Genomic DNA, 25,004 nt, shown 5'->3' with positions numbered 1-25,004 from the left:
AGGGGCTCGCGATGCCCCTTAATTTGATGCGATGTGCCCGATCTCAGCGAAGGCTGGCGCAGAAGCGCTGAATGCGCTTGCCGGCCTCTTCGAGGTTGGCATCGGAAGTGGCGTAGGAGATGCGGAAGTTCGGTCCAAGGCCGAAAGCCGATCCGTGCACGGCGGCGACAGCCTCGGTCGCCAGCAGTTCGCTGACGAAATCCTCATCCGTTACGATCAGCTTGCCGGATGGAGCTGTCTTGCCGATTGCAGCGGCGCATGACGGATAGACGTAGAAGGCGCCTTCGGGCTTCGGGCACTCCAGGAAGTTGGTCTGGTTGAGCATGGAGACAATCAGATCGCGGCGCGCTTCAAATGCCTTCTTGAACACTGGAAGGTGGGCTTGCGTGCCATCGAGTGCCTCAACGGCCGCCCATTGCGAGATCGAGCTGGTACCTGAGGTTTGTTGACCCTGAACCATGTCCATCGCCTTGATGAGTTCAAGCGGACCCGCCGCATAGCCTATGCGCCAGCCGGTCATGGCATAGGCTTTGGACACGCCGTTCATGGTCAGGGTACGGTTGTAGAGGTTCGGCTCGACCTGCGCGGGCGTGACGAACTTGAAGTCGCCATAGGTGAGGTGCTCATACATATCGTCGGTCAGCACCCAGACATGCGGATGGCGCATGAGAACGTCAGTGAGCTTCTTCATCTCATCCCATGTATAGGCAGCGCCTGACGGGTTCGAGGGCGAGTTCATGATGATCCACTTGGTCTTCGGCGTAATGACCCGCTCCAGATCTTCCGGCTGGAGCTTGAAATCGTTCTTCTGCACGGCCGAAACGATGACCGGGGTGCCACCGCACAGCGCGACCATTTCCGGATAGCTGACCCAGTAGGGCGCGACGCAGATGACCTCATCGCCAGGGTTCAGTGTCGAGAGCAGAGCATTGTAGATGACGTGCTTGCCACCAGTGCCGACGATCACCTGGTTCGCCTTGTACTCAAGCTCATTCTCGCGCTTGAACTTGCGGACGATGGCTTCACGTAGCTGCGGGATTCCGGCGACAGGCGTGTACTTGGTCTCGCCGCGCCGAATAGCAGCGATGGCAGCTTCCTTGACATTGTCGGGCGTATCGAAATCCGGCTCGCCGACGGAGAGCGATATGACATCCCGGCCCTCGGCTTTCAGATCGCGCGCTTTCTGGGTGATCGCAATCGTTGCGGAAGTCTTCACACGGGAAAGGGCGTCTGCGAGGAATGCCATGTTATCGTTCTCCAGTAACGAGGGTTTGATGACCAGTAGACGGTTTGCGGGCCTGCTATGTCGCAACAGCGTGCGAATCGCAAGCGAAAGGATGCCCGCACGGGTTCACATCGTGCACTTTCTGTGCAGTGTGTGACATGGAACGCCTCAATCATCAGTGATGTTTGAACAACGCTTCAATCAAAATGATTGGACACGCCGGGAAGTAGCGGGAATATTCGCCCGCCACAGGAGACCAAAGCCATGCCGAAACTCTATTCGCAAATCGATTCCGGAAACTGCTATAAGCCGCGGCTTTTGATGGCGAAACTGGCTCTGCCCTTTGAACACATTGCTATTTCATCAACGGATGGTTCAACACGTAAACCAGAATTTCTGGCGAAGAATCCCAATGGCAAGGTACCGTTGCTTGAGTTTGACGATGGCCGGCTGCTGGCAGAATCAAATGCCATCCTTCTGCATCTCGCTGAAGGCAGCCGGTTCATTCCGGAGGATGCCTACGAGCGAGCATTAATGTACCAATGGCTGTTTTTCGAGCAGTATACCCATGAGCCAAATATAGCCGTTCGGCGCGCACTCCTGGTCTATCCGGAGAGAGCCAAGGATGCGACACCGGAACGGCTGGCGGCAACGCTTGAGGGTGGCAACAAGGCCCTGCTCGTCATGGAGAGCCAGCTTCAAAAGACGCCCTATTTTACCGGCGGCACAATCAGCATCGCGGACATCGCGCTCTATGCGTATACGCATGAGGCTAATCGCGGCGGCTATGATCTTTCAGCGTATCCTTCGGTGTCGAAATGGCTGAACCGTGTTGCTGGCGATGAGGGTCATGTTCCCATCAGTTGGCTACCGGACTGATCAACCGCTCGACTTGATCTCCCCGTTGGTCCCGGTCAGGCCGGGCAGGCGAGCAACCAACGCATCGATCAGAATGCGCAACCGCGCCGGCATGAAGGGTGCCTTCGGCCAAATGGCATAGGTGTCGAAAACCAGCGGCTCGATATCAGGCAATACTCCGACGAGGCTGCCGTCCAGGACCCGGTCGCGAATGAGCCAGCAAGGGAGCCAGGCAAGCGCCAGCCCGCTGGCGGCGGCATCGGCAGCGGCCTCGAGATCGTCGAGAACGATACGGTTTCGCGTCGGAGCAGCGTAGGAGCCCCCCTTACTGTCTGGAAACAGCCAGGGTCGTGTGCTGCCTTCGCGGCCATAGACGATCGCGTCGTGGCTCGCGATATCTTCCATGCAGGCTGGCGTTCCATGAGAGGCGAGATAGGACGGCGAAGCGCATATGGTCATGCGTTGCCGAGCGATTCGGCGGGCCGTGAGAACAGCGCTGTCGGGCAATGCGGCATTGCGCACAGCCAGGTCGTAGCCCTCTTCGATCAGATCAACGGGACGGTCTGTGAACGACATATCGAACCGCAGCTTCGGATATTGGCGCGCGAGATCGTACACCACCGGAGCTACGCAACGCCGGCCAAAGAGAACCGGCACGCTGATGCGCATGCGGCCAGCCGGTTCGCCCTTGTCAGGCGTCACCGAGTTTTCCGCAGCATCGACTGCCGCAAGGACGCGAACGCAATGCTCGTAGAAGGCGTGTCCGTCGCTCGTCAGTTTGAAATTGCGGGTCGTTCGATGGCACAGCCGCACGCCCAGCCGCGTTTCCAGCCGCGCGACTGTCTTCCCGATGGCTGAGCGAGACAGGTGCAGCTTATCGGCGGCAGCAGAAAATCCTCCGGCATCCACCACCGTCACAAATTCCTGGATACCCGCGAGTCGATCCATTGTCCGCCTCCTATTGTAGACATATGAGATACAATAATGCAGCCAACAAGCGCAACTGTATTGCCCGCGGGTCCTATAAGTTGATGCCCTCAGACCCGTAGTCGGGCATAAAAAAGGACGGAGAGCATGACGACGACAATGAAACGCTGGCAATTGACGGCAGCGGGCAGGGCGAATTTGAAACTTGTCGAGACGGCAATCCCGACACCAGGCCCTGGCGAGGTATTGATCAAGGTCGCGGCGGTTTCGCTGAACTATCGTGACAAGTTGCTGGTCGATGCCGGGTTTGGAATGCTGGATCCTTTAACGGAGCCGTTAATACCGCTCTCGGATGTCTCAGGGATTGTCGCCGCATGCGGCGAAGGTGTCACACGTTTTGCCGTTGGCGAGCGCATTGTTTCGACGTTCCTGCCGGACTGGATCGATGGCGACGGTCCGGGGACGGCGCGCCATCCAAACGGCCGCAATCTTGGCGGGTCGCTACAGGGCGTGCTGGCGGAATATATCGTCCTCAATCAGGATTGGGCGGTGTGCGGCCCCCGGAAGCTGAGCCATACCGAGGCGAGCACATTGCCTTGCGCGGGTCTCACCGCTTGGACCGCACTTGTCGAGCGTGGCAGAGTGCGGGCAGGGCAGAAGGTGGTGGTGCTCGGGACGGGTGGGGTATCGCTTTTCAGCCTGCAGATCGCATTGCTGCATGGGGCGGAAGTGATCGTCGTTTCAGGGGATGACAAGAAGCTGGCGCGGGCAAGGGACCTTGGGGCCCATCATGCTATCAACCGCAAACGAGAGGACTGGGTTGAGGCGGTTTATCGCCTGACCAGCGATCATGGTGCCGATCATATATTGGAGACGGTCGGAGGCGCTCATCTCGGCAAGTCGCTCGATGCAGCGGCCGTCGCCGGTCGAATCTCGTTAATAGGCATTCTTGAGGGTCTTGATGTATCAGGCGGTTTTGGCGCCTTCGCTCGCAAACGCGTCGTTGTGGAAGGAATACAGGTGGGGCACAGACGTGCGCTAGAGGACCTGGTCAGGGCTTTCGATCTATCAGGGACGACCCCTGTTATCGATGCGATATATGGTATGAATGACTTTGAGGCGGCCCTCGATCATCTCGACCGAGGGCCCTTCGGTAAGATTGTGGTTGAAGTCGGTTAGAATTGAGGGGCCGCAACGGTCTAATTTCATTGATAGAAATAAAAGAGGCGGGATAAATCCCGCCTCTTTTATTTCTATGTGCGTTCAGAAATCCGACGATTCCCGTATTCGGCTATCAGCCGGCAACGCTCAGGTTGTCTGCGGACGACTTGCCCGAACGACGGTCCTGTACGATCTCGTAGTTGACCTTCTGGCCGTCATTGAGACCGCGCAAACCTGCGCGTTCAACAGCGGAGATATGGACAAAAACGTCTGCACCACCAGTATCAGGCTGGATAAAACCGTAGCCCTTAGTGCTGTTGAACCATTTCACTGTTCCCGTAGCCATGGGAAATTCCTTTCAGATATATAAGACAGGCAGCATGCACATATGCGGCCCAGGGAATCGAACCTATGCAATGGAGTTCATCAGGAAGCGCAACGGGTTACGCAGGTCGCAAAGTCACTCGACCGATAAAATCGATGCCGGATACATATGACAGAATTTGCGCCAAAACAAGCCGTATTCAAATGGGCTTCTTGCCGGGGCTAGCTGCTGCGGGTTGCATAGGCAAATTTTGCCCCCACATTCCTTTTCGAATTTCAGTCCGTTCAGTCCTTGAGGATCTGTATTTCGTTTGGTTGCGAGGCTTTAGGAAATGATACGGGTTGGGAAAGTTCTTCCAAATCCGGTTGCTTGATATCAATCGAGTTCGTGACATGGCTGGTCTCCAGAGAGATATCCGGATAGCCGGTGTCAGCATGATAGAGTTCAAGGCGAACGGGATTGCTTCTGAAGTCCAGATTGAAGGAGAAATAACGGAGCTGCTTGTCGTTAAGTATGTTGGGCTGGGGAATGAGAATATAACGCGCGCTGTCATCGCTGTTGGTTACTTTCACAAAATAACGAGCGTCATTGTAGAGATGAGGCAATCCCTTCGAAAATGGGTCTGGCAAATCGAACAGATTGCCACTTTTTGCGAATATTGCCGGATAAATTTGCGACGTGCCATTCGTATCGCTGGATGTCAGGGTTCCCATCACAGTCGTTACGGGAAGGTCGATACCGGTTGGTTCCAAGGCACCAGCAGCAGGAGCTGTTTTACTATAGGTTCTGGTGGTATTGTTCCACTTGTAGACCCCTGGAACACCGTTCAAGGAGAGCAGCGTCGGTGTAGTGTTCAGCCAACCCTGCATTTTCATGGCCTGGTAGGCCGTGTATTGAGGAAAGCAGGTTATCTTGTTGGCAGACTCTCCGCCGTTCATCGGATCGTGCTTTCCTGCCAGCGCACCGGAATGATCATGAACCGGGCCATTTTCGTTCACTTCGTACCAGGTTCTGAACAGATTGCGCGTCGAATCGAATCCCGAGGGATTGGCTGGTCCATTCACCCCATCATGTGGGTATTCACTATCGATTTTCCATGCTTTTGCCGTGCCTTCGACAAAATGGTAGAGCGTAAACGAATGGCCAACTTCATGGATGAAAGCATTGCTGCATTGGTATGCAAGCGTATTCCACATTTCGGTCCAACCGGTCCAGCCCCCGGACGCACCACCCGTGTTCGTATCATAGAATTTTTTCGTGGAGGGTTGATACCGCCAACCAAGGCCAACATAGGTACCGAAACTATAAGGTGAAGAATCACCAAATACATCGAGCAGTCCACGACCTGTGTTGGCCAAGCTGACGCGCATGGTTAATTCCCGCGCGGGGCCATAGAGATCTGACATCCCATCTGCCTGCAGGTCTTGGTCCGTGTTGTATTTTTTAACGGGTTTCGCATTCGCATGAGTTATCAGGTAGTCAAATTTCATTGGAGTGTAATCAACGAGTTTGAGTTGTCGAAGCGGAGCAGATGCGAAATAGTCCTGCGCGAGTTTTGCAGCTGGAAGCAGGTTTACCGGGGAGGCCGTATTTGCCGGAGACCACAACACCATAGGGATTCTGGCGATCGTGAAGTCTGCGGGTCGTGACCAGTGGAGCGGGCTCACGTCCAAGGGGTTCAGGTCAATCGGACCGTCATACCGGATACTGAATTTGTACTCAGGACTCATGTAATCGGACGAGATTAGCGCACTCCACGCAGTTGTGCTATATCGCGGCAATTGGACATCGGAAAGTTTGTCTTCGAGATTTCCCGGCAGGCCGTCAGGCTCGGCGAGGGGGATGCTTTGTACCGATTCTCCATTCAAAGTGATATCCAAATAAGCGGCGTAGTCCTCAGGGATAGCGGAGGTTGGTGTAAACAGCAGCAATGTCTGGCGATCAGGAATTTGAACAGGGGCATTGAGGGTCCCGCCGGTGCGTTGAAGTACATGTGTTTGCGCAAATTCCACTTTTCCTGCGGGTTCAGGCGCTGGGGCCGCCGTTTGGGCAAAGGCTGGCGGTCCAAAGCCAAGTAAAACGGGAATACTGAGGATCGCAATGGTGTTGCATTCGATAAAATTTCTCACCGGATATCCTTCCACCTGGAGTGCACGACCAATCCGCGAATCCGCGTAGCGGTATGTTATCGTTCCATATTTTCAAGAATTGGAATATTCGACATTAGTGCGATACCTTGCCGGATCCTTCACAGCCACCGGCCCCTCTGTAAGCTCGAATGGAGATTCCATTTGGAAGGGAAGGGCCTAACAGTAGATGGTAGAGTGAACAGGAACAGGCCGAATCGCGGTCGTCCACGGGGGAAACTCATGGCGGAGCAGAAAAAGAACCGATCCACAGCTACCTCGGTTGCAGGCGAAGTGGAAGCAGGGCTCCTCTCCCAACTGCGCGTCATCGGGGATATCTATTGGATATCGCCCGTGCGCAACCGCCTCATTCTGATGGTTCTCGGTGTTTTCAGTATCATCATCGTGACTTCGGCCGGACAGGTATTGCTGAACCGATGGAACGTCCCATTTTATGATTCCTTGTCCAGGCGGGATTTTCCTGCCTTCGTTGACCAGTTGATGGTGTTCTTTGGAATAGCTTCGGTGCTTCTCGTTCTCAACGTGGCCCAAACCTGGCTCAATCAGATGACTCGCCTGAAGTTGCGCGAAGGCCTCACCCGGGATCTGGTGGGGGAATGGCTGCAGCCACGCCGGGCATTCAAGCTGTCCAATTCCGGGCCGATCGGTGTCAACCCCGATCAGCGGCTGCATGAAGATGCCCGGCACCTCTCGGAAATGTCGACCGATCTCGGATTCGGGCTGTTGCAGGCTTCGATATTGCTGATCAGCTTTGTTGGTGTGTTGTGGGCGTTGTCCAGCGGCTTCGTTTTTAATATCTATGGCTACAGTTTTTCCATACCGGGATATATGGTTTGGGCAGCCTTTCTTTACGCCGCTTCCGCTTCCTGGCTCAGCTGGCTCGTTGGTCGCAAACTTATCAAATACAATGCTGACCGCTATCAAAAAGAGTCCGAGCTGCGCTTCTCGCTCATGCGGGTCAATGAGCACATCGATGCGATCTCGCTCTATCGTGGAGAAGCCGACGAGAATCGCAGAATTGGCTTTGATATCGACAGTCTTCTCGCTGCAATCCGTCTTTTGGTGACAGCGCTTACACAGCTGACATGGGTGACTTCGGGTTATGGGTGGATCACCATCGTTGCGCCGATTCTCGTGGCGGCGCCGGTTTACTTTGCCGGTAATCTGACCTTTGGCGGCTTAATGATGGCGATCGGGGCGTTCAATCAGGTCCACGACGCCCTGAAATGGTTCGTCAACAATTTCGGCGCCATCGCCGACTGGCGCGCGACACTTTTGCGCGTGACTTCTTTTCGGCAGGCTGTCCAGGCGACTGATATCAAGAACGGGGTCCAGCAGCGCATCAAATTCGCGGAATCGGACTCAAATCAAATTGTCCTCGATTCTCTAAAGATTACGGCTCCCCGGGCAACAGTCCGCCTTAAGGAGAAGAAAGCCATCGTCAAGGAAGGCGAGCGCGTGCTGATCACCAGCGAGCCGGGGATCGACAGAACCCTGCTTTTCCGCGCAATCGCGGGCCTTTGGCCGTGGGGCGCCGGCACGGTCAGCTTGCCTCCAAATGCCACCGTTCTCTACATGCCGCGCCTGCCTTATTTTCCGCCAGGGAGCTTACGCGAAGCAATGTCCTATCCGCTTGGAAAGGAGGGATTTTCTGACGAAGAGCTAATTTCGGCACTGCATGAGCTTGGCTTAACCAGGCTTGAGACCTTGCTTGATTTCCGGGCTAGATGGGACAGGGAGCTAAGCGACGACGAACAGCAATCACTGGCTTTCGCGCGGCTCAAGCTGCACAAGCCCGATTGGGTTGTGATCGACGAAGCGTTAGATGCCATGGAACCAGCCGCGCATGACCGTGTTATGGCTGTCCTCCGCAATCATCTCGGCACGTCCACAGTGGTGCATATCGGCCGCGAAGACAAGGGCGACCATGTCTTCGCCAAGGTTCTGCATTTTGTCAGCGATCCCTCTGGACATGGTATGGAAGACGAAGGGCTCGAAGGCGCCTGACGTCGTTCCACCAGATCGTTCTGGGGTGATACTGGGTGCGCAAATTTCTCGTCTGCCTAGATCAGCGCGCCAGCGACTGCGCTCTGTGGCCTCGTCCATGCGATCCGCTGGCTCCCTCTAGAACGCGCCGTGACCGCGATCCATAATTCCGACCGCCCATCATAGAGACATACGGGGTGGCTCCATGGGGGCATTCTGATTCCAACCAATTCAGACTCAGACGAAATAGTCCTGCAGTGGCCTGACCTCCAGCGACCCAGCCTTCAGCGCGGCAATTGCTTCCGCCACTGCGTCGGCACCGGAGAGGGTGGTATAGTAGGGCACCTTCTGCATCAGCGTCGCGCGGCGCAGCGATTTCGAATCGGAGATCGCCTTGGCGCTGTCCGTGGTGTTGAAGACCAGCTGAACTTGCCGGTTACGGATCGCATCCTCGACGTGCGGACGGCCCTCCTGGACCTTGTTGATCTTTTGAGCCTCGACACCATTCTCTCTGAGGAAGCGGGCCGTGCCGCCGGTCGCAAGAATCTTGAAACCCTGTCCTGCAAGCCGCTTTACCGACGGGAGAATTCCCGGCTTGTCTTCATCGCGCACCGAGACGAAGAGCGTGCCGTCGCGCGGCAGATCGACACCGGCACCGAGCTGCGACTTGGCGAACGCCAGCGCGTAATCGTAATCGAGACCCATGACCTCGCCAGTCGAGCGCATTTCCGGTCCAAGCAGGGTGTCAACGCCTGGGAAGCGCGCGAACGGGAAGACTGCCTCTTTCACCGCAATGTGCTTGCGACCGGTCGTCGAGGGCTTGCCGCCATAGTTTGCCAGTGCGTCATCGAGTGTTTCGCCAGCCATGATACGTGCGGCAATCTTGGCAATCGGCTTGCCAATGGTCTTGGCAACGAACGGTACAGTACGTGAGGCGCGGGGATTGACTTCGAGGACGTAGATTGTGTTGTCCTTGATCGCGTACTGCACGTTCATCAGGCCGACCACATTCAGCGATTTGGCTAGAGCCGCAGTTTCCTTTTCCAGTTCTGCAACCGTCTCTGCGGAAAGCGAATGAACCGGCAGCGAGCAGGCGCTGTCCCCGGAATGGATGCCAGCCTCTTCGATGTGCTCCATGATACCAGAGATCCAGGTATCCTTGCCGTCGCAGAGGCAATCGACATCGACCTCGATCGCTTCGGTCAGATAACGGTCGAACAGCAAGGGATTCTTGCCGAGCAGCGTGTTGATCTGGCCGGTTTTGTCGTTCGGATATTTCTGCTTGATGTCTTCCGGTACGAGTTCCGGTACGGTGTCGAGCAAGTAGCTTTGCAGGCCGCGCTCATCGTGGATGATCTGCATCGCCCGGCCACCGAGAACATAGGATGGGCGAACCACGAGCGGGAAGCCGAGTTCACCGGCAATCGTGCGCGCCTGTTCGACCGAGTAAGCGATGCCGTTCTTTGGTTGCGTCAGGTCGAGCTTGATCAAGAGCTTCTGGAACCTGTCACGGTCTTCGGCAAGGTCGATTGCATCCGGTGATGTGCCGAGGATGGGAATTCCCGCCTTCTCCAGCGCATCGGCGAGCTTCAACGGTGTCTGACCGCCGAACTGAACGATGACACCGTGCAAGGTTCCGGCGGTCTGCTCAACCGCCAGGATTTCCAGCACGTCTTCTGCGGTCAGTGGCTCGAAATAGAGCCGGTCCGACGTGTCGTAATCTGTCGAGACCGTTTCGGGGTTGCAATTGATCATGATGGCTTCATAGCCCGCCTCTCGCAGGGCGAACGCGGCATGGCAGCAGCAATAATCGAATTCGATGCCCTGGCCGATACGGTTGGGGCCGCCGCCGAGAATGACGACCTTCTTGCGGTCGGAAACCTGCGCCTCAGAGGCGAGAGTCCCGGCAAACGGCACTTCATAGGTCGAATACATGTAGGCAGTCGGCGAGGCGAATTCGGCGGCGCAGGTATCAATGCGCTTGAAGACGGGGTGGACGTCGAGCTTGTTGCGCAGCTTTGTCACGTCGCTGGCTTCGACCTTGGCGAGGCTGGCGAGGCGCGCATCGGAAAAGCCCATGCCTTTCAGCATGCGCAGATTTTGCCCATCCTGAGGCAGGCCATGTTCGCGCACACGCTCTTCCGTGGCGATGATCTCGGCCATCTGCTCCAGGAACCACGGATCGATCTTGCAGCCTTCGTGAACTTCCTCGACGGAGAGGCCGATACGCAGCGCTTGGCCTACCATGCGCAGGCGATCCGGGGTCGGCACACCAATGGCGGCGCGGATCGCATTGTTGTCATTGCCTTCACCGAGCCCGGGAATGGCGATTTCATCGAGGCCGGTGAGGCCGGTTTCGAGGCCGCGCAGGGCTTTCTGCAGCGACTCCTTGAATGTGCGCCCGATGGCCATCACTTCGCCGACCGATTTCATGGCGGTGGTCAGGGTAGGCTCGGCGCCTGGGAACTTCTCGAAGGCGAAGCGCGGGATCTTGGTGACGACATAGTCAATCGAGGGTTCGAACGAAGCAGGTGTCGCGCCGCCTGTAATGTCGTTGTCGAGTTCATCCAGCGTGTAACCGACGGCGAGCTTCGCTGCGACCTTGGCGATGGGGAAGCCTGTAGCCTTTGATGCCAGTGCCGAAGAACGCGACACGCGAGGATTCATCTCGATGACGATCAGACGGCCATTGTCCGGATTGACCGCGAACTGCACGTTTGATCCGCCGGTTTCGACGCCGATCTCGCGCAGCACCGCGATCGAGGCGTTGCGCATGATCTGATATTCCTTGTCTGTCAGGGTCAAGGCCGGTGCAACGGTGATCGAGTCGCCTGTGTGGACGCCCATTGGATCAACATTCTCGATGGAACAGATGATGATGCAATTGTCCGCCTTGTCGCGGACGACCTCCATCTCATATTCCTTCCAGCCAAGAACAGATTCCTCGATCAGTACTTCCGTCGTCGGTGATGCGTCGAGACCGCTGCCGATGATGTCGTAGAATTCGTTCCGGTTATAGGCGATGCCGCCGCCGGTTCCGCCCATGGTGAAGGAAGGGCGAATGATAGCAGGGAGGCCGACATGGTCGAGCGCCGCACCTGCCATGCCGAGCGCATGGGAGACATAGCGCTGCTTGCGGTCGCCCTCGCCGAGTTGCCATTCGGTTTCGAGTTTGTCCAAAGCAGCGTCGAGCTCGGCGCCCGAATATTTGGCCTTCACGGCTTCGCGCTGTTCCTGATGCAACCTGCGGTCGAGGTCCTTGACCTCGGTGGCGTTGGCCAACATGGATTTGGGTGTCTCAAGGCCGATTTTGGCCATGGCTTCGCGGAACAATGCGCGGTCCTCAGCCTTGTCGATCGCTTCGGCGTTGGCGCCGATCATCTCGACATTGTAACGGTCGAGCACACCCATACGGCGCAGTGACAATGCGGTGTTGAGCGCGGTCTGCCCGCCCATGGTCGGCAACAACGCGTCGGGCCGTTCTTTGGCAATGATCTTGGCGACCACTTCCGGCGTAATCGGCTCGATGTAGGTTGCGTCGGCCAGTTCCGGATCGGTCATGATCGTTGCCGGATTGGAGTTAACGAGGATGACGCGGTAGCCTTCTTCCTTGAGGGCTTTGCAGGCCTGCGTGCCAGAATAGTCGAACTCGCATGCCTGACCGATGATGATCGGCCCGGCGCCGATGATCAGAATAGATTTGATGTCGGTGCGTTTTGGCATGGGTGCGTTCCTATCAACAGCGTGCTGCACAAAAAACCGCACGGTTTTGACCGTACGGGCAGGCACATAATTCCAAATGCGAGGCTAAGGCTGCCTTATAGGCAATGACTCTCTTCTGCGTAACCCCAAAAACGCGTCTTTTTACGCTTTTTCGCAACAGTTTTTGTCCCGCCGGCAGGTTTGGCACCGCTCTGCATTTATCGGTCACGAAAACCCGCACGTTGAAAAATAGCATCGTGCGTGAAACAAATATCGCACTATACTGTTGATAGTGCAGAATATCGGCGGTTAGGCCGGCAATCAGGAGACGGGGAAATGCGTTGGCAGGGCCGCAGACAGAGTGACAATGTTGAAGATCAACGCGGCGAAGGCGGCGGATTTCCCGGCGGTATCGGCCGCGGTGGCGGGTTCCGGCTTCCGGGGGGCTCCGGCCTGCGCACGGCGCGCGGCGGCGGTTTTTCCGGGATCATCATCCTGGCGGCAATCTTCCTGTTTCTCAAGTTCTGCACCAATATCGACCCAATGCAGATTCTCGTCGATTCCGGTGGCGATGGCGGTCAGCTGGTACCAGGCCAGAGCCAGACGGCTCCCGGCGAAACGTCGGTCACGAGCAATGACGAGATGACGCAATTCGTGCGCACCGTCCTGGCTGAAACCGAGGACGTCTGGAGTGGCATTTTCCAGGCAGAGGGCCAGACCTATCCAGCGCCGACGATGGTTCTGTTCAACGGGCAGGTGCGATCAGCCTGCGGTTTCGCCAGCGCCGCATCGGGCCCGTTCTACTGCCCCGGCGACAAGAAGCTTTATATCGATCTGAGTTTCTATGACGAACTCGACAAGAAGTTCGGCGCTTCCGGCGATTTTGCCCAAGCCTATGTACTTGCACATGAAGTCGGCCATCATATCCAGAACCTGATCGGTGTTCTGCCCAAATTCAACGCGATGCGCCAGAACATGGGCGAAGCGGAAGCGAATGCCATGTCGGTTCGGGTCGAGCTTCAGGCCGATTGCTTTGCCGGAATCTGGGGTCATTTCACCAAGCAGAAGGGGATTCTGGATGCGGGTGATCTGGAAGAAGCGCTGAACGCGGCGCAACAGATCGGCGACGATAATCTGCAGCGAAAGATGCAGGGCTATGTCGTGCCGGAAAGCTTCAACCACGGAACATCAGCGCAGCGCGCCACGTGGTTCAAGCGCGGCTTTGACAGCGGCAAACTGGAGAGCTGCGATACGTTTAGCGGGAATATTTGAGCCCAGTTATCTCCCCCACAACGGGAGAGATAAGGGCGGGGCGGGCTATTTCCTTCGATCAACCCGCGTCTTGCTCGCTCGCGAAATCCATGCCCAGCGCATGGGCGACAGCCGCACGCGAATGGATTGTTGTCGAGTCGAAGACTGGCAAGGCGATGCTGTCGTCCGTGAGGGACAGGCAGATTTCCGTGCAGCCGAGAATGACGCAATCGGCGCCGGCATCCCTGCCGCGCTGAATGATCTTTTCCAGCGCATGGCGGGACTCTTCCTTGACGATACCGCAGCAGAGTTCATCGAAAATCACCGAATGAATCTTGGCGCGATCGATCTCGCTCGGAACAACGACTTCGATGCCAAACTCAGCGCACATGTAATCGGCGTAAAAGCCATGTTCCATCGTGTAGCGCGTCGCGAGAAGGAGCGGGCGTCTCTTGCCTGCCGCGGCGAGGGTAAGGCCAGTTTCCTGGCGGATATCGATGAGCGGAACACTGACCGAGGCGGCCACGGCGTCAGCGACGAGATGCATCGTATTCGTGCAAATCAGGATGCAATCCGCACCAGCGCCTTCGAGGCGGCGAGCTGCGTCGGACAAGTGGGCAGCTGCATCATCCCAACGGTCGCTTTTCTGCAAGGCAACGACTTCGGCAAAATCCAGCGACTGCATGGCAATCCTGGCTGAGGCAAGGCCGCCAAGACGTGTCCGGACGATTTCATTGATCTGGCGATAGTAGACCGCAGTGCTTTCCCAGCTCATGCCGCCGATCAGTCCAATAGTGCGCATTGCAAATTCCCTTTTTGGTTCACGATCGGGATAATAAGTTGGATTGGACGCGAAAGGTTCGCAAAGTTTGTGAGAAATACTTGTCTGCGTGCAAAAAATAAGCGAACGATTTATACAGTGCGCGGGAAATTTGCTGGGAAGATAATATGCTCGACGATCGTGACCGCAAGATTCTGGATCTGTTGCAGGAGAATGCAGCGCTTGCCGTCTCCGATCTGGCTGATCGCGTCAGCCTCTCCGTCTCCGCCTGTTCACGCCGCATCCAGCGGCTTGAGGAAGACGGCTATATCGCCCGGCGCGTCGTTCTTCTCAATCGTCCGCTCATGGGGCTGCCGACGACAATGTTCGTGATCGTGCGCACGGCGCGCCATTCCGCCGACTGGCTCGAGCAATTTCGCAAGGCGATCAGCGACATTCCGGAAATCGTAGAGGTCCATCGCATGACTGGCACAATTGACTACATTCTGAAACTGGTTCTGCCGCGCGTCGAGGCCTATGATGAAATCTACAAGGCGCTGGTCGAAAAGGTCGAGTTCTTTGACATATCCGCTTCCGTTTCCATGGAAACATTGAAGGCAACGACTGCATTGCCGACCCATTACGTGCGCTAGGTTCAAGTGATGCCGGCCAGCAAATCGAGTCTTTCTACGCTTCCAGGTTCGATACAGTTTGGCAGGATTTGTCAGGAGGATTTTGCCCAAAAGTCACTTTTCGGTGGCGTATTTGCGCATTTCCTGATCATGTTCACGTATTGTTTCGCCAGCGCGAAGCGATTATAACGATTTTCCGCGTCAATCGCGGACGTGAACGCCATTGCGAGTTTTCCGATGATTGACCCGATCCTGGCCAAACGCGGCCTGACACTCGTCTTCATGATCCTGCTGCTTGATATTATCGGCATCGGAATCATCGTGCCGGTTCTGCCCGCATATCTTGAAGAATTGACCGGTTCGGATGTGGGGCAGGCGGCGATCTACGGCGGCTGGCTGCTCCTTGCCTATGCGGGAATGCAGTTCATTTTCGCGCCGCTCATCGGCAATCTCAGCGATCGTTTTGGCCGCCGCCCGGTGCTGCTTGTATCGGTCGTGACGTTTGCCCTCGACAATCTGATTTGCGCGCTTGCACCGAACTTCGCCATCCTGCTGGTTGGCCGGATACTTGCCGGCATCAGCGGCGGCAGTTACTCGACCGCCTCAGCCTATATTGCCGATGTCAGCACAGACGAAAACCGGGCGAAGAATTTCGGCTTGCTTGGCATTGCGTTCGGCGTCGGTTTCATTGTTGGACCGATCATTGGCGGTCTCCTTGGCGAATTTGGCCCACGTGTGCCGTTTTTCGGGGCTGCACTGATTTCATTTTTGAACTTTGTCGCAGCCTATTTCCTTCTGCCTGAAACGCTCAGCGCGAAGGACCGCCGCACGTTCGAGTGGAAGCGCTCCAACCCGCTCGGCGCGTTGAAACAGATGCGCAACCACAAGGGAATCCTGTGGATCGGACTGGTCTTCTTCATGCTGACGCTCGGCCATATGTCCTATCCGGCGGTATGGGCCTATGTCGGTAGCTATCGCTATGGTTGGAGCGAAAGCGATATCGGCATGTCGCTTGGCATCTATGGTCTGTGCAGCGCCATCGTGATGGGATTGGTCTTGCCTCGTATCGTGTCGAGATTTGGCGAATGGCGCACGGCCGTCATTGGCCTTACTTTCGCGGCGCTCGGTTTCTTCGGCTATGCCAGCGCGTGGCAGGGATGGCTGGTTTACGTCGTGATCATTGCCACTTGCCTGGAAGGTGTGGCAGATCCGGCCATGCGCAGTATTGCCTCCGCCAAGGTGCCCGCCTCGGAGCAAGGCGAGTTGCAGGGAGCCATGACCAGCCTCTTCAGCATCACCAATATTATCGGGCCGCTGATCTTTACCCAGATTTTTGCGATCTTCACGGCACCCAATGCGTCCATAGTATTTAGCGGGGCGCCCTATGTGCTGGGTGGTATTTTCGTGCTGATTGGTTTGATCGTGTTCATCCTTCGTGTTGAAAAGCCGGTGCTGGCGAAAGATGAGGTTCTCGCTCCGGGTGCATTGGCTCAAAACGAGGCAGGATAAAAGCAAGCTCGGCGCTCGACCTTTCAGGTCAAGAGCCGTTCCTCGGCCTTCTTCATGGCACGCTCAAACAATGTTGGCTCGCCAAGCGCGCGGGATAGTATGAGCCCACCCTGAATGCTGATTACGGCCTCTTCGGCGAGCTCGGAAGCCTTGGCTTCATCGTGACCGGCGCGTTGCAACGCTGCGGCGAGGGCCGTTTTCCAATCGGAAAAATAGTCCTTGATCTGATCGGTAAATCGATCCCGGACATTGTCGAGGGCGAAGGCGCCTACCAGGCAGATTCGCCGTCCAGAATGAAAATAGTCGATAACTGCGCCACACATCCCACTGATCGCCGCGCGCGGGTTTTGGGCCTCGCGCAACGGCCGATACACGTTGTTCTCGAACCATGTGTCGATCTCGTGCAGGACCGCCGCCGCCATCTCTTCCTTCCCGCCGGGAAAGAAGTGATAGAGGCTGCCTTTGCCAAGGCCGGTCTTTTCGCCGATGATCGACAGGCTCGCGCCCTCGAAACCGTGTTCACGAAAGATCTCGGCAAGGACTGGAATGATATCCGTACGTTCGGCAACGGTTCTTGCCATCAACTATAACCCTAGATCTGATAGGCCGGGATGATCGGCCGGACGCGGGCCGGAGCGGTCCCAAAAGAATTTGCGTTCCGATTCCTTGATGGGCAAGTCATTGATAGAGGCGAAGCGCTTTTGCATCAGTCCGTTCTCGTCAAATTCCCAGTTTTCATTGCCATAGGCCCGGAACCAGTTACCGGAATCGTCGTGATATTCGTAGGCGAAACGGACGGCGATCCGATTGCCGCTGAACGCCCAAAGCTCCTTTATCAGGCGATAATCGAGCTCCCTTTCCCACTTGCCAGCCAGGAAGGCGACAATGGCCTCGCGTCCCTGCACGAATGTCGAGCGATTTCGCCAATAGCTGTCAACCGCGTAGGCAAGAGACACGCGTTGTGGGTCGCGGCTGTTCCAGCCGTCTTCGGCACCGCGGACCTTCTGGATGGCTGTCTCAAGGGTGAACGGCGGCAATGGCGGGCGTTGGTCTGACATTTCAAGCTCTCTATACTGTACTAATCGGTAAAGTATTTACTGATTGGTAAACGAAGATCTCGAGCACGTCAACAGTCGCGATGATGAATCTTTTACCTGCTGTGGTCGGCGCGCTATTTTCTCGGCTGGCCAGTTGGTTTAAGCAGGCGGGATCGCTGTTCCAGCTGAGGTTGAATCCAGATGTCCAATGAAAAGCGCGTCGCGCTCAATGCCGAAGGTCTAACCCTGTCTCGCCTGGTGCTTGGAGCATGGCGATTGTTGAGCGGTCCGGAAAGGCCCGGCGCAACCAGCGTGGCGCGGCTGATCAGCGAGGCGATTGATCTGGGAATGACCAGCTTCGACCACGCCGACATTTATGGAGACTACGGGGTTGAAGAAGTCTTCGGTGCCGGTTTCAAGTACTGGGGTGGCCAGCGCGAGGCGATCGAACTGATTACGAAATGCGATATCATGCTGACGTCGGCCGCGCGCCCGGACAACCGCATCAAGCACTACGACACCAGCGCCGCGCACATCAAAACCTCAGTGGATCGCTCGCTCAAGAATCTGCACACGGATTACATCGACGTGCTGCTGATCCATCGTCCTGATCCGCTGATGGACGCTGACGAAACAGCGGCAGGACTGGAAAGTGTCGTGACGGCCGGCAAGGTCCGGGCTGTTGGCGTTTCCAATTTTTCGCCCTCACAATTCGATCTGCTGGCCTCGCGACTGCCTTTCCCGCTGGTCACCAACCAGATCGAGATGTCTGTCGTCCATACGGCTTCGCTATTCGATGGCAGCCTCGATCACGCTCAGCGCCTGGGGTATGCGCCGATGATCTGGTCACCGCTCGGCGGCGGCAGTCTCTTCACTGGCGATGGAGCGCAGGAGAAGCGTGTGCGCGAAACGTTGAAGATGATTGCAGATGAAGCAGGTGGCGTCGACATCTCGGCAATTGCCATTGCTTGGCTGCTGCGGCATCCAGCGCGGCCGATTCCCGTACTCGGCAGTCTCAAGCGCGAACGCTTGGCCGCGATGGCTGCGGCGCTCGATATCAAGCTCGAGCGCCAGCAGTGGTTCGGGATTCTAAAGGCAAGTACTGGCCAAGATGTCCCGTGACGATCAGGCAGCGTGATCGCGTTCGGGCAGGGGCTCCAGCCCCTTTCTTTGACGGATCAGATTGAAGAACCGGCGGAACAGATAGTGCGAGTCCTGCGGGCCGGGTGACGCTTCCGGGTGATGCTGGACCGAAAACACCGGGCGTCCGGTAACGCGCAGGCCGCAATTGCTGCCATCGAACAGCGAGACGTGGGTTTCCTCAACGCCGTTCGGGAAGGATTCGGCGTCAACAGCAAAGCCATGATTCATCGAAACGATCTCGACCTTGCCAGTTGTATCGTCGCGAACCGGATGATTGGCGCCGTGATGACCCTGGTGCATCTTCTTGGTGTCGCCGCCAAGTGCCAGAGCCAGCATCTGGTGGCCAAGGCAGATGCCAAAAACCGGGATGTCGGTTTTGATCAGTTCCTTAATGGCTGGAACCGCATATTTGCCGGTCGCGGCCGGATCGCCGGGACCGTTGGAGAGGAAGATACCATCCGGCTCGTAGGCCAGAACGTCCTCGGCCGTTGCGGACGCAGGGAGAATGGTCACCTTGGCGCCGAGACCGGCAATGAGACGCAGGATATTGCGCTTGATGCCGTAATCGATGGCGACGACGTGGAATTCCGGCGCCGATTGCTCGGCGAAGCCTTCGTTCCAAACCCAGGGCTTTTCCGTCCAGACGGAACTTTGCCCCGATGTGACGTCCTTGGCGAGATCGAGATCAAGGAGACCATGCCAGGCTGCGGCGCGTGCCTTGAGGGCCGGTATGTCGAACTTGCCATGCGGTTCGTGAGCGATCACCGCATTCGGCATGCCCTTCTCGCGGATGAGAACCGTCAGGGCACGTGTATCGACGCCAGCGAGCGCGATGACGCCGCGCGCCTTCAGCCAATCATCCAGATGATCGGCGGCACGATAGCTCGAAGGCGCCGTGATGTCCGCCTTGAAGATCGCGCCGACGGCGCCGGCGCGATTGGCCGGGGTCAGGTCCTCGATGTCTTCCTTGTTGGTGCCGACATTGCCGACATGCGGAAAGGTGAAGGTGACGATCTGGCCGGCATAGGAAGGGTCCGTGAGGATTTCCTCATACCCGGTGAGGGCCGTGTTGAAGCAGACCTCCGCTTCGCAGATACCCGTAGCGCCAAGGCCTTTACCTTCGATGACCGTTCCGTCAGCGAGCACCAGCAGGGCCGTTGGCTTGAATTCGGTCCAGCCTGCGGTCTTCGGCCCTGCTGCCTGGGCACCTGCGTCTGTAGTTGTCGTGGCGGTCATGCGGTTTCCTTAAGCGTGGGCTCGCGTCGTTGCTTGTTGTCTGTGCTGGGCATTGAAAAATGCCGTCCAGATTTCCATATGGCATGGCTGGACGCAGTGGTCGAACAATCCCCCACGGCAGCAACAACAAAAAATGTCTGGCTAAGACCCAGTCCATAAACAAAGCCGCACCTCCGGTCAATTGCGACACAAGAACTCTTCGTCGAATCATGTCACAAGCGGCAAGCCCCGACGTTTGATTTCGCATGGGGTCGCCGTTAGTGTGCGGGCATAGCAGGAGAGTATGATCATGCGCGATACAATCGCCGGGGCACTAACCGTAGCCATCAAGGCACAGGATAAGCGCCGAATTCCCACGCTGCGGCTGATCATGGCCGCCATCAAGGATCGTGATATCCTTAACCGTGGTACGGGCAAGGAGCCCGCAACGAGTGATGAAATCAGCGCCATTCTTGCCAAGATGATCAAGCAACGCGAAGAATCGGCCAAGCTCTATGAGGAAGGTAATCGCCTCGAACTGGCTGAACAGGAACGTGCCGAGATCGGAATTATTCGCGACTTCATGCCGAAACAGTTGAGCGATGCGGAGATCCGCCAGGCGGCCATGCAGATTATAGAGGAAATCGGTGCAAGCGGCCTGCGCGACATGGGAAAAAGCATGAATGTGCTGAGGGAAAGATATGCCGGCCAGATGGATTTCAGCAAGGCGAGCAGCATTGTGAAAGAGATTCTGCAATAGACGAATCTTGCGGGACGTGCAGGGGCCAGCAGCAGTCTGACTTGTTTGCGGGGTGAGTCTGACTCGATCCGGCGAGAAAGCTGACTCAACCCTCATTTTCCACAAACTTCAGACTGCGAATGGCGAGACTGGACGTTCTTTCCGACCGACCAGGATTCCTCCGGCCAATGCTTCTTGCTCGGCATTCGTCATCCCCTTCGTGATCCAAACCATCATAGTCGATGCACCACTCAGACAGGGACAGGTCCCGCGAGGTGCGGAGCAGGTTCGCAATACTCAATCAGCAATTCGGTGAGGACCCGTATTTTCCGTGCGGGATGCTGACCTGGCGGGCGAATGACATATGCACCTGCCGGAGGCGGTGGATAATGCGTCATGACCGGCACAAGCGCGCCGGAGGCTATATAGTCATGGGTAAGGCAATCGGGCAGGTAAGCGATCCCGAGTCCTGCTACTGCAGCGGCGACTAGAGCAGTGCCGTTGTCGGCCTTGAAGCGCCCCTGCGGACGAACCGTGATGATCTTGCCGCCATCCATGAGCTGCCAGGCTTCGGTGCCCTGCATGAGGGCTTCATGAGCGACGAGCTCCTCCGGCGTTTCGGGCGACCCATGCGCCTTAATGTAGTCCGGGCTCGCGACGAGCTTCCCGTAGATCGGTCCGACGCGTCTTGCGATCAGGTTGGAGTCCTGAAGATAGCCAACTCGTATCGCACAATCGTAACCTTCTGTGATGAGATCGACGAACCGATCACTGTAGCAGGTGTGGATTTGGAGCTGGGGATGGCGTCGCGCCATTTCGGCGAGGATCGGAGCGAAGTGGGTCTGTCCGAAAGAGAGCGGCACGGCAACCCGCAATCGGCCGCGAAGGTCACCGGCGGGTAGGATCGTTTCCCTGGCCACGTCGATCTCGGCGCAAACTCTTGCTGCATAGTCTCGGAACGTTTCCCCGGCTTCTGTGAGAGCGGCCCCGCGGGTGGTTCGTGCAAGAAGCTGAACGCCAAGCTCCGCTTCAAGCCGGAAGAGCCGACGACTGACGATCGACTTGGAGACGCCGAGCCGGAGCGCGGCGGCCGAAACGCCCCCGGCATCAGCAACTTCTACGAATGTCCGTAGCTCTTCGATATCCAATTCAGTGTTCCCCATTTCGCGACACAGCTTACCACTTAAAGGTACTACCGCATCACGCATGGGAACGGCAATACTGCTTTCAGGCAACGTCGCCGCTGGCGCATGTCTTCCCGCAAATCGACCTAACTAACAATGACAGCATAGGAAGTAATAATGACCTTTCGCAACGGCCTTGATTCTCTTCTACGTCCCGAAGACTCGGTACTCGTTCTGATCGACCACCAGCCCTATCAGCTCGCGAACTTGAACAGTCACGATCCGCAAGCTGTGGTCAATTACACGACCGCTCTGGCGAAGCTGGCGAAAGCCTTCAATGTTCCGACGATTCTCACCAGCGTGATCGCGGCGCGCGGTGGGCTCCTCTTCAAGCAGATCACCGACGTGTTTCCGGGCCAGGAGGTCATCGACCGGACCTGGGTCAACACCTGGCAGGACGAGAATGTGGTGAACGTCGTCAAGGCGACTGGCCGCAAGCAGCTGATCATCGCCGGCCTGTGGACCGAGGTCTGCGTCGCAATGCCTGTCATCCAGGCCGCCGGCGAAGGCTGGGACGTGACCGTGATCACCGACGCGTCGGGCGGGATTTCGAAGGAGTCTCACGAGGTTGCCATCCAGCGAATGATCGCGGCCGGCGCGAACGTGATGACCGTGATGGCGCTCGCTGGTGAATGGCAGCGTGATTGGGCGCGCACCGAGCATGTCGAGGAGCTGACCGAGATTCTCATCCAGCACTTCGGCGGCAGCGGCATCGCGTATCTTTGGGAGCAGCAGTTGCTCAACACGCCGGTGCCGAGCACCGCAGTGGCCGGTTGAGTCTGCTTTCCCACCAAATCGAGTCAGATTCTATGGCGGGGTCAATGCGAAAATTTGCATAGCTATTATGCAATTCTGAAAGTTGCCATACATTTGAACTCAGCTAATCTGAACTTGTCGGGTTCTTTTCCTCCCAGATACCCCGACATTCAAATGTGCTGCACCTCCTCCCGCGGCATATTTACAATCAGGACCGCTGCACCTCCTCCCGCAGCGGTCCTTTTTATTTCATCGCATCAATCAGCCTTTTCGGGCGGGCGTTTCGGATCTGCCAGTTCCTGGACTGTCTCAGCAAGCGACGCGACTTCCTTCTCGCGAAGCTGATCGAATTTATGATGCAGAAGCTCTATCTTCTCGTGTAGAAGTTCAATCTCCAGCTCCGCCTTGATATTGATGCGGTAGTCGTTCTCAGCTTCCTTGCGGTCAATGTCTTGCTGACGGTTCTGGCTCATCATGATAAACGGCGCAGCATAGGCGGCTTGGAACGACAAAGCGAGATTGAGAAGAATAAACGGGTAGGGGTCCCATTCTCGCACATAGGCGGTGACGTTCAGTACGATCCAGATAAACAAGATCGTGGTCTGGATAATGATGAACGACCATGACCCCATTGTTGCAGCAACCTGATCTGCGATTCTCTGGCCCGGCGTCAGTTGTTCGCGATCGGCGGGCCTCTTGTGGCGCTCCTGGCGGCGAACTTCCCGCAAATGATGCAGCAGCTTGCGTTCGGCATCCCACAAGCCCTTCTTCACTTCCTCGACATTTGGCATGAACCTGTTTCCCGTTGCTATTGTGTGATTGTCTTGCTCATATTGATGCCAGTGACGCGGAACCCCGAGCGATCATAGACGTGTCTGGCGCGGTCGTTGTCTGCCGCCACGCGTAATCTGATCTGGGTGTAGCCGCTGTCTGCCAATTGGCGCTCCAGGAGGGCAATGCCTGTTTGCCGTAGCCATTTCCTTGCTTACCGGTAAATATGTGAAAATCGCTGATGAATGCGGAGCGAGCTGCGAGATCTTGCCGGTACCAGAGATAGCCGATCACGGTGCTGGCCCCAGCGATGATGCAAAGAAGTACTTGCCCCGCTGTTTTGGTGCCCTGTGGGAGGTCTTCATCTATTTCGCGTATCGCCTGTGCCCGGGCATCGACGTCGGAGAGACCGTAGTTGGTAGAAATCTCGGCTCCATAGTCGCGGATGAAATAATCGAGATAGGCAGTAAATTCGTCGGGACGCATGGGTCTAAGCGATATCATCGGCTGGTTCCTGTTTTGGATTGGGCGAATCGCCGGATCGGAACATGCATCTTTAGCCCTTCGAGGCGCCATTTTGATCATACTAACAGTTCCTGAACTCAAGCACCTATGGCGAGTTATGACCGCATTCCAGTCTGGCCATATGTTCAAAGGATAGCCTAGATAAGCAGACTTCATCCATGCCATCATGAACGGTCGAGTGGGAGTACTGGCAGTGTCCGTGTTTGAAAGAAATTATTCCGCATTCATGTTTGACATGGATGGTACGCTTATCAACTCCACCGCAGCGGCCGAGCGCGTATGGGCCAAGTGGGCAGAGCAACACGGCCTGGATGTTAAAACCTTTCTGCCGACTATGCATGGCGCCCGCGCCGTTGATACAGTGCGCAGACTTGGGTTGCCGGGGGTTGTTCCTGAGGAGGAAGCGGCAAAGATCACTCAAGCTGAATTAGACGACGTTGAAGGAATTGTCGCCCTTCCAGGCGCAATTGCGTTTTTGGCCGGGCTACCGCGCTCCATATGGGCGATCGTCACTTCGTCGCCACTTGATCTGGCGAAACGGCGTCTGGCCACCGCCGGGATTCCGGTTCCGGATTGCCTGATCACAGCTGAAGATGTGACTGCCGGCAAACCCAGTCCAGATTGCTATCTTCTTGCGGCTAGAAAACTTGGTGTGAGCGCTGTGAATTGCCTCGTATTCGAGGATGCCGTCCCGGGAATTATTGCGGGTGACGCAGCGGGTGCGGAAGTGCTGGTGATTACGGCGACGCATACACATCCGATAGAGACTGCACACACGACAATGCCAAATTACGAGAACCTCAACACCGGTATTGATGACGACCGGATATTCTTGTTCCAGCCGGGCACTTAATAGCATTCATCCATGTAACCTCCGGATCGCGTGTCGCGATGCTTGGAACTGGCATGACATTTGCGCGTTTACCGTTCAAAAGCAACGGAGGCGAAAATGAAAGAACAACGCTGGTCTACCATTATTGGAATATTGGCCGGTTTATCGGTTGGCGCGGGTATCGGCGGTGCGGTGATGGGAAATATGCTCCTCGGACTTCTAATTGGTACAGCCATGGGCGCATTCATAGGATCGAACACCCACATCCATCGAGATTATTGAACAGCTCCTTCGCTTACGCAGGCCGCTGGTGCAGAGA

At 56.6% G+C, this 25,004-nt stretch carries 23 protein-coding genes; 11 read left to right on the top strand and 12 right to left on the bottom strand.

Annotated features, from left to right (window positions below; genetic code table 11):
* Window positions 1-43: 43 nt before the first annotated feature.
* The gene (locus tag CU103_RS11005; RefSeq protein WP_106663985.1) at window positions 44-1,246 is read right to left on the bottom strand and encodes a pyridoxal phosphate-dependent aminotransferase; all 1,203 of its coding nucleotides are present in this window, start codon (window positions 1,244-1,246) and stop codon (window positions 44-46) included.
* Between the two features lie 243 nt (window positions 1,247-1,489).
* Here CU103_RS11005 and CU103_RS11000 point away from each other — a divergent pair, with 243 nt between their 5' ends.
* Window positions 1,490-2,104, top strand: coding sequence for a glutathione S-transferase family protein (locus tag CU103_RS11000; RefSeq protein ID WP_106663984.1), 615 nt, complete (start codon window positions 1,490-1,492; stop codon window positions 2,102-2,104).
* Here the strand turns inward: CU103_RS11000 and CU103_RS10995 are convergent, their stop codons facing one another.
* Entirely contained in the window at window positions 2,105-3,031 is a 927-nt protein-coding gene (locus CU103_RS10995; protein WP_106663983.1) for a LysR family transcriptional regulator, read from the bottom strand. It lies immediately after the preceding gene.
* 126 nt (window positions 3,032-3,157) lie between these two features.
* Here CU103_RS10995 and CU103_RS10990 point away from each other — a divergent pair, with 126 nt between their 5' ends.
* The gene (locus CU103_RS10990; protein ID WP_106663982.1) at window positions 3,158-4,189 is read left to right on the top strand and encodes a zinc-dependent alcohol dehydrogenase family protein; all 1,032 of its coding nucleotides are present in this window, start codon (window positions 3,158-3,160) and stop codon (window positions 4,187-4,189) included.
* Window positions 4,190-4,304: 115 nt separating this feature from the next.
* On the opposite strand, the gene CU103_RS10985 is transcribed toward CU103_RS10990, so the two are convergent.
* Window positions 4,305-4,517 (bottom strand): cold-shock protein, encoded by a 213-nt coding sequence (locus CU103_RS10985; protein ID WP_027233379.1) that lies wholly within the window; start codon window positions 4,515-4,517, stop codon window positions 4,305-4,307.
* Window positions 4,518-4,780: 263 nt separating this feature from the next.
* Window positions 4,781-6,625 (bottom strand): M66 family metalloprotease, encoded by a 1,845-nt coding sequence (locus tag CU103_RS10980; protein ID WP_210203747.1) that lies wholly within the window; start codon window positions 6,623-6,625, stop codon window positions 4,781-4,783.
* 240 nt (window positions 6,626-6,865) lie between these two features.
* Here CU103_RS10980 and CU103_RS10975 point away from each other — a divergent pair, with 240 nt between their 5' ends.
* Window positions 6,866-8,650: an ABC transporter ATP-binding protein/permease gene (locus CU103_RS10975; RefSeq protein WP_106663981.1), complete on the top strand. Its 1,785-nt coding sequence runs from the start codon at window positions 6,866-6,868 to the stop codon at window positions 8,648-8,650.
* A 216-nt stretch (window positions 8,651-8,866) separates the two neighbouring features.
* On the opposite strand, the gene carB is transcribed toward CU103_RS10975, so the two are convergent.
* Entirely contained in the window at window positions 8,867-12,352 is a 3,486-nt protein-coding gene (gene carB, locus CU103_RS10970; protein ID WP_106663980.1) for a carbamoyl-phosphate synthase large subunit, read from the bottom strand.
* A gap of 315 nt (window positions 12,353-12,667) precedes the next feature.
* On the opposite strand from carB, the gene ypfJ reads away from it, so the two are divergent.
* Entirely contained in the window at window positions 12,668-13,603 is a 936-nt protein-coding gene (ypfJ, locus tag CU103_RS10965) for a KPN_02809 family neutral zinc metallopeptidase (RefSeq protein ID WP_106663979.1), read from the top strand.
* Window positions 13,604-13,661: 58 nt separating this feature from the next.
* Here the strand turns inward: ypfJ and CU103_RS10960 are convergent, their stop codons facing one another.
* Window positions 13,662-14,384 (bottom strand): aspartate/glutamate racemase family protein, encoded by a 723-nt coding sequence (locus CU103_RS10960; protein ID WP_106663978.1) that lies wholly within the window; start codon window positions 14,382-14,384, stop codon window positions 13,662-13,664.
* 146 nt (window positions 14,385-14,530) lie between these two features.
* Here CU103_RS10960 and CU103_RS10955 point away from each other — a divergent pair, with 146 nt between their 5' ends.
* Both CU103_RS10955 and CU103_RS10950 read left to right on the top strand, forming a co-directional pair.
* Window positions 14,531-14,995, top strand: a complete 465-nt coding sequence (locus tag CU103_RS10955; RefSeq protein ID WP_106663977.1) for an Lrp/AsnC family transcriptional regulator — start codon at window positions 14,531-14,533, stop codon at window positions 14,993-14,995.
* A gap of 216 nt (window positions 14,996-15,211) precedes the next feature.
* Window positions 15,212-16,483 (top strand): TCR/Tet family MFS transporter, encoded by a 1,272-nt coding sequence (locus CU103_RS10950; protein ID WP_106663976.1) that lies wholly within the window; start codon window positions 15,212-15,214, stop codon window positions 16,481-16,483.
* 23 nt (window positions 16,484-16,506) lie between these two features.
* Here CU103_RS10950 and CU103_RS10945 read toward each other — a convergent pair whose 3' ends face one another.
* The gene (locus CU103_RS10945) at window positions 16,507-17,064 is read right to left on the bottom strand and encodes a TetR/AcrR family transcriptional regulator (RefSeq protein ID WP_106663975.1); all 558 of its coding nucleotides are present in this window, start codon (window positions 17,062-17,064) and stop codon (window positions 16,507-16,509) included.
* A 3-nt stretch (window positions 17,065-17,067) separates the two neighbouring features.
* Window positions 17,068-17,541 carry a nuclear transport factor 2 family protein gene (locus CU103_RS10940; RefSeq protein WP_106663974.1) on the bottom strand — a complete coding sequence of 158 codons (474 nt, stop codon included), beginning with the start codon at window positions 17,539-17,541 and terminating at the stop codon, window positions 17,068-17,070.
* 180 nt (window positions 17,542-17,721) lie between these two features.
* Between CU103_RS10940 and CU103_RS10935 the strand changes: the two genes are divergently transcribed.
* Window positions 17,722-18,642, top strand: coding sequence for an aldo/keto reductase (locus tag CU103_RS10935; protein WP_106663973.1), 921 nt, complete (start codon window positions 17,722-17,724; stop codon window positions 18,640-18,642).
* A 3-nt stretch (window positions 18,643-18,645) separates the two neighbouring features.
* Here CU103_RS10935 and carA read toward each other — a convergent pair whose 3' ends face one another.
* Complete coding sequence (gene carA / locus CU103_RS10930) at window positions 18,646-19,899, bottom strand: glutamine-hydrolyzing carbamoyl-phosphate synthase small subunit (RefSeq protein ID WP_162707067.1); 1,254 nt, start codon at window positions 19,897-19,899, stop codon at window positions 18,646-18,648.
* A gap of 289 nt (window positions 19,900-20,188) precedes the next feature.
* Here carA and CU103_RS10925 point away from each other — a divergent pair, with 289 nt between their 5' ends.
* Window positions 20,189-20,638, top strand: coding sequence for a GatB/YqeY domain-containing protein (locus CU103_RS10925; protein ID WP_106664257.1), 450 nt, complete (start codon window positions 20,189-20,191; stop codon window positions 20,636-20,638).
* Window positions 20,639-20,868: 230 nt separating this feature from the next.
* Here the strand turns inward: CU103_RS10925 and CU103_RS10920 are convergent, their stop codons facing one another.
* Window positions 20,869-21,765, bottom strand: a complete 897-nt coding sequence (locus CU103_RS10920) for a LysR family transcriptional regulator (RefSeq protein WP_106663972.1) — start codon at window positions 21,763-21,765, stop codon at window positions 20,869-20,871.
* Between the two features lie 153 nt (window positions 21,766-21,918).
* On the opposite strand from CU103_RS10920, the gene CU103_RS10915 reads away from it, so the two are divergent.
* The gene (locus CU103_RS10915; RefSeq protein ID WP_106663971.1) at window positions 21,919-22,578 is read left to right on the top strand and encodes a hydrolase; all 660 of its coding nucleotides are present in this window, start codon (window positions 21,919-21,921) and stop codon (window positions 22,576-22,578) included.
* A 236-nt stretch (window positions 22,579-22,814) separates the two neighbouring features.
* Here the strand turns inward: CU103_RS10915 and CU103_RS10910 are convergent, their stop codons facing one another.
* Window positions 22,815-23,348, bottom strand: a complete 534-nt coding sequence (locus CU103_RS10910) for a DUF1003 domain-containing protein (RefSeq protein ID WP_106663970.1) — start codon at window positions 23,346-23,348, stop codon at window positions 22,815-22,817.
* A 37-nt stretch (window positions 23,349-23,385) separates the two neighbouring features.
* Window positions 23,386-23,832, bottom strand: a complete 447-nt coding sequence (locus CU103_RS10905) for a GNAT family N-acetyltransferase (protein WP_245448728.1) — start codon at window positions 23,830-23,832, stop codon at window positions 23,386-23,388.
* A gap of 187 nt (window positions 23,833-24,019) precedes the next feature.
* Between CU103_RS10905 and CU103_RS10900 the strand changes: the two genes are divergently transcribed.
* The gene (locus CU103_RS10900) at window positions 24,020-24,706 is read left to right on the top strand and encodes an HAD-IA family hydrolase (RefSeq protein WP_106663969.1); all 687 of its coding nucleotides are present in this window, start codon (window positions 24,020-24,022) and stop codon (window positions 24,704-24,706) included.
* Between the two features lie 96 nt (window positions 24,707-24,802).
* Window positions 24,803-24,967 carry a hypothetical protein gene (locus CU103_RS31375; protein WP_162707066.1) on the top strand — a complete coding sequence of 55 codons (165 nt, stop codon included), beginning with the start codon at window positions 24,803-24,805 and terminating at the stop codon, window positions 24,965-24,967.
* Window positions 24,968-25,004 lie beyond the last annotated feature (37 nt).

Origin of the sequence: Phyllobacterium sophorae, from assembly GCF_003010965.1 — a bacterium.
Classification (GTDB): domain Bacteria; phylum Pseudomonadota; class Alphaproteobacteria; order Rhizobiales; family Rhizobiaceae; genus Phyllobacterium; species Phyllobacterium sophorae.
The sequence above is the reverse complement of the archived record's forward strand: the minus strand, read 5'-3'. Positions and strand labels throughout refer to the sequence as shown.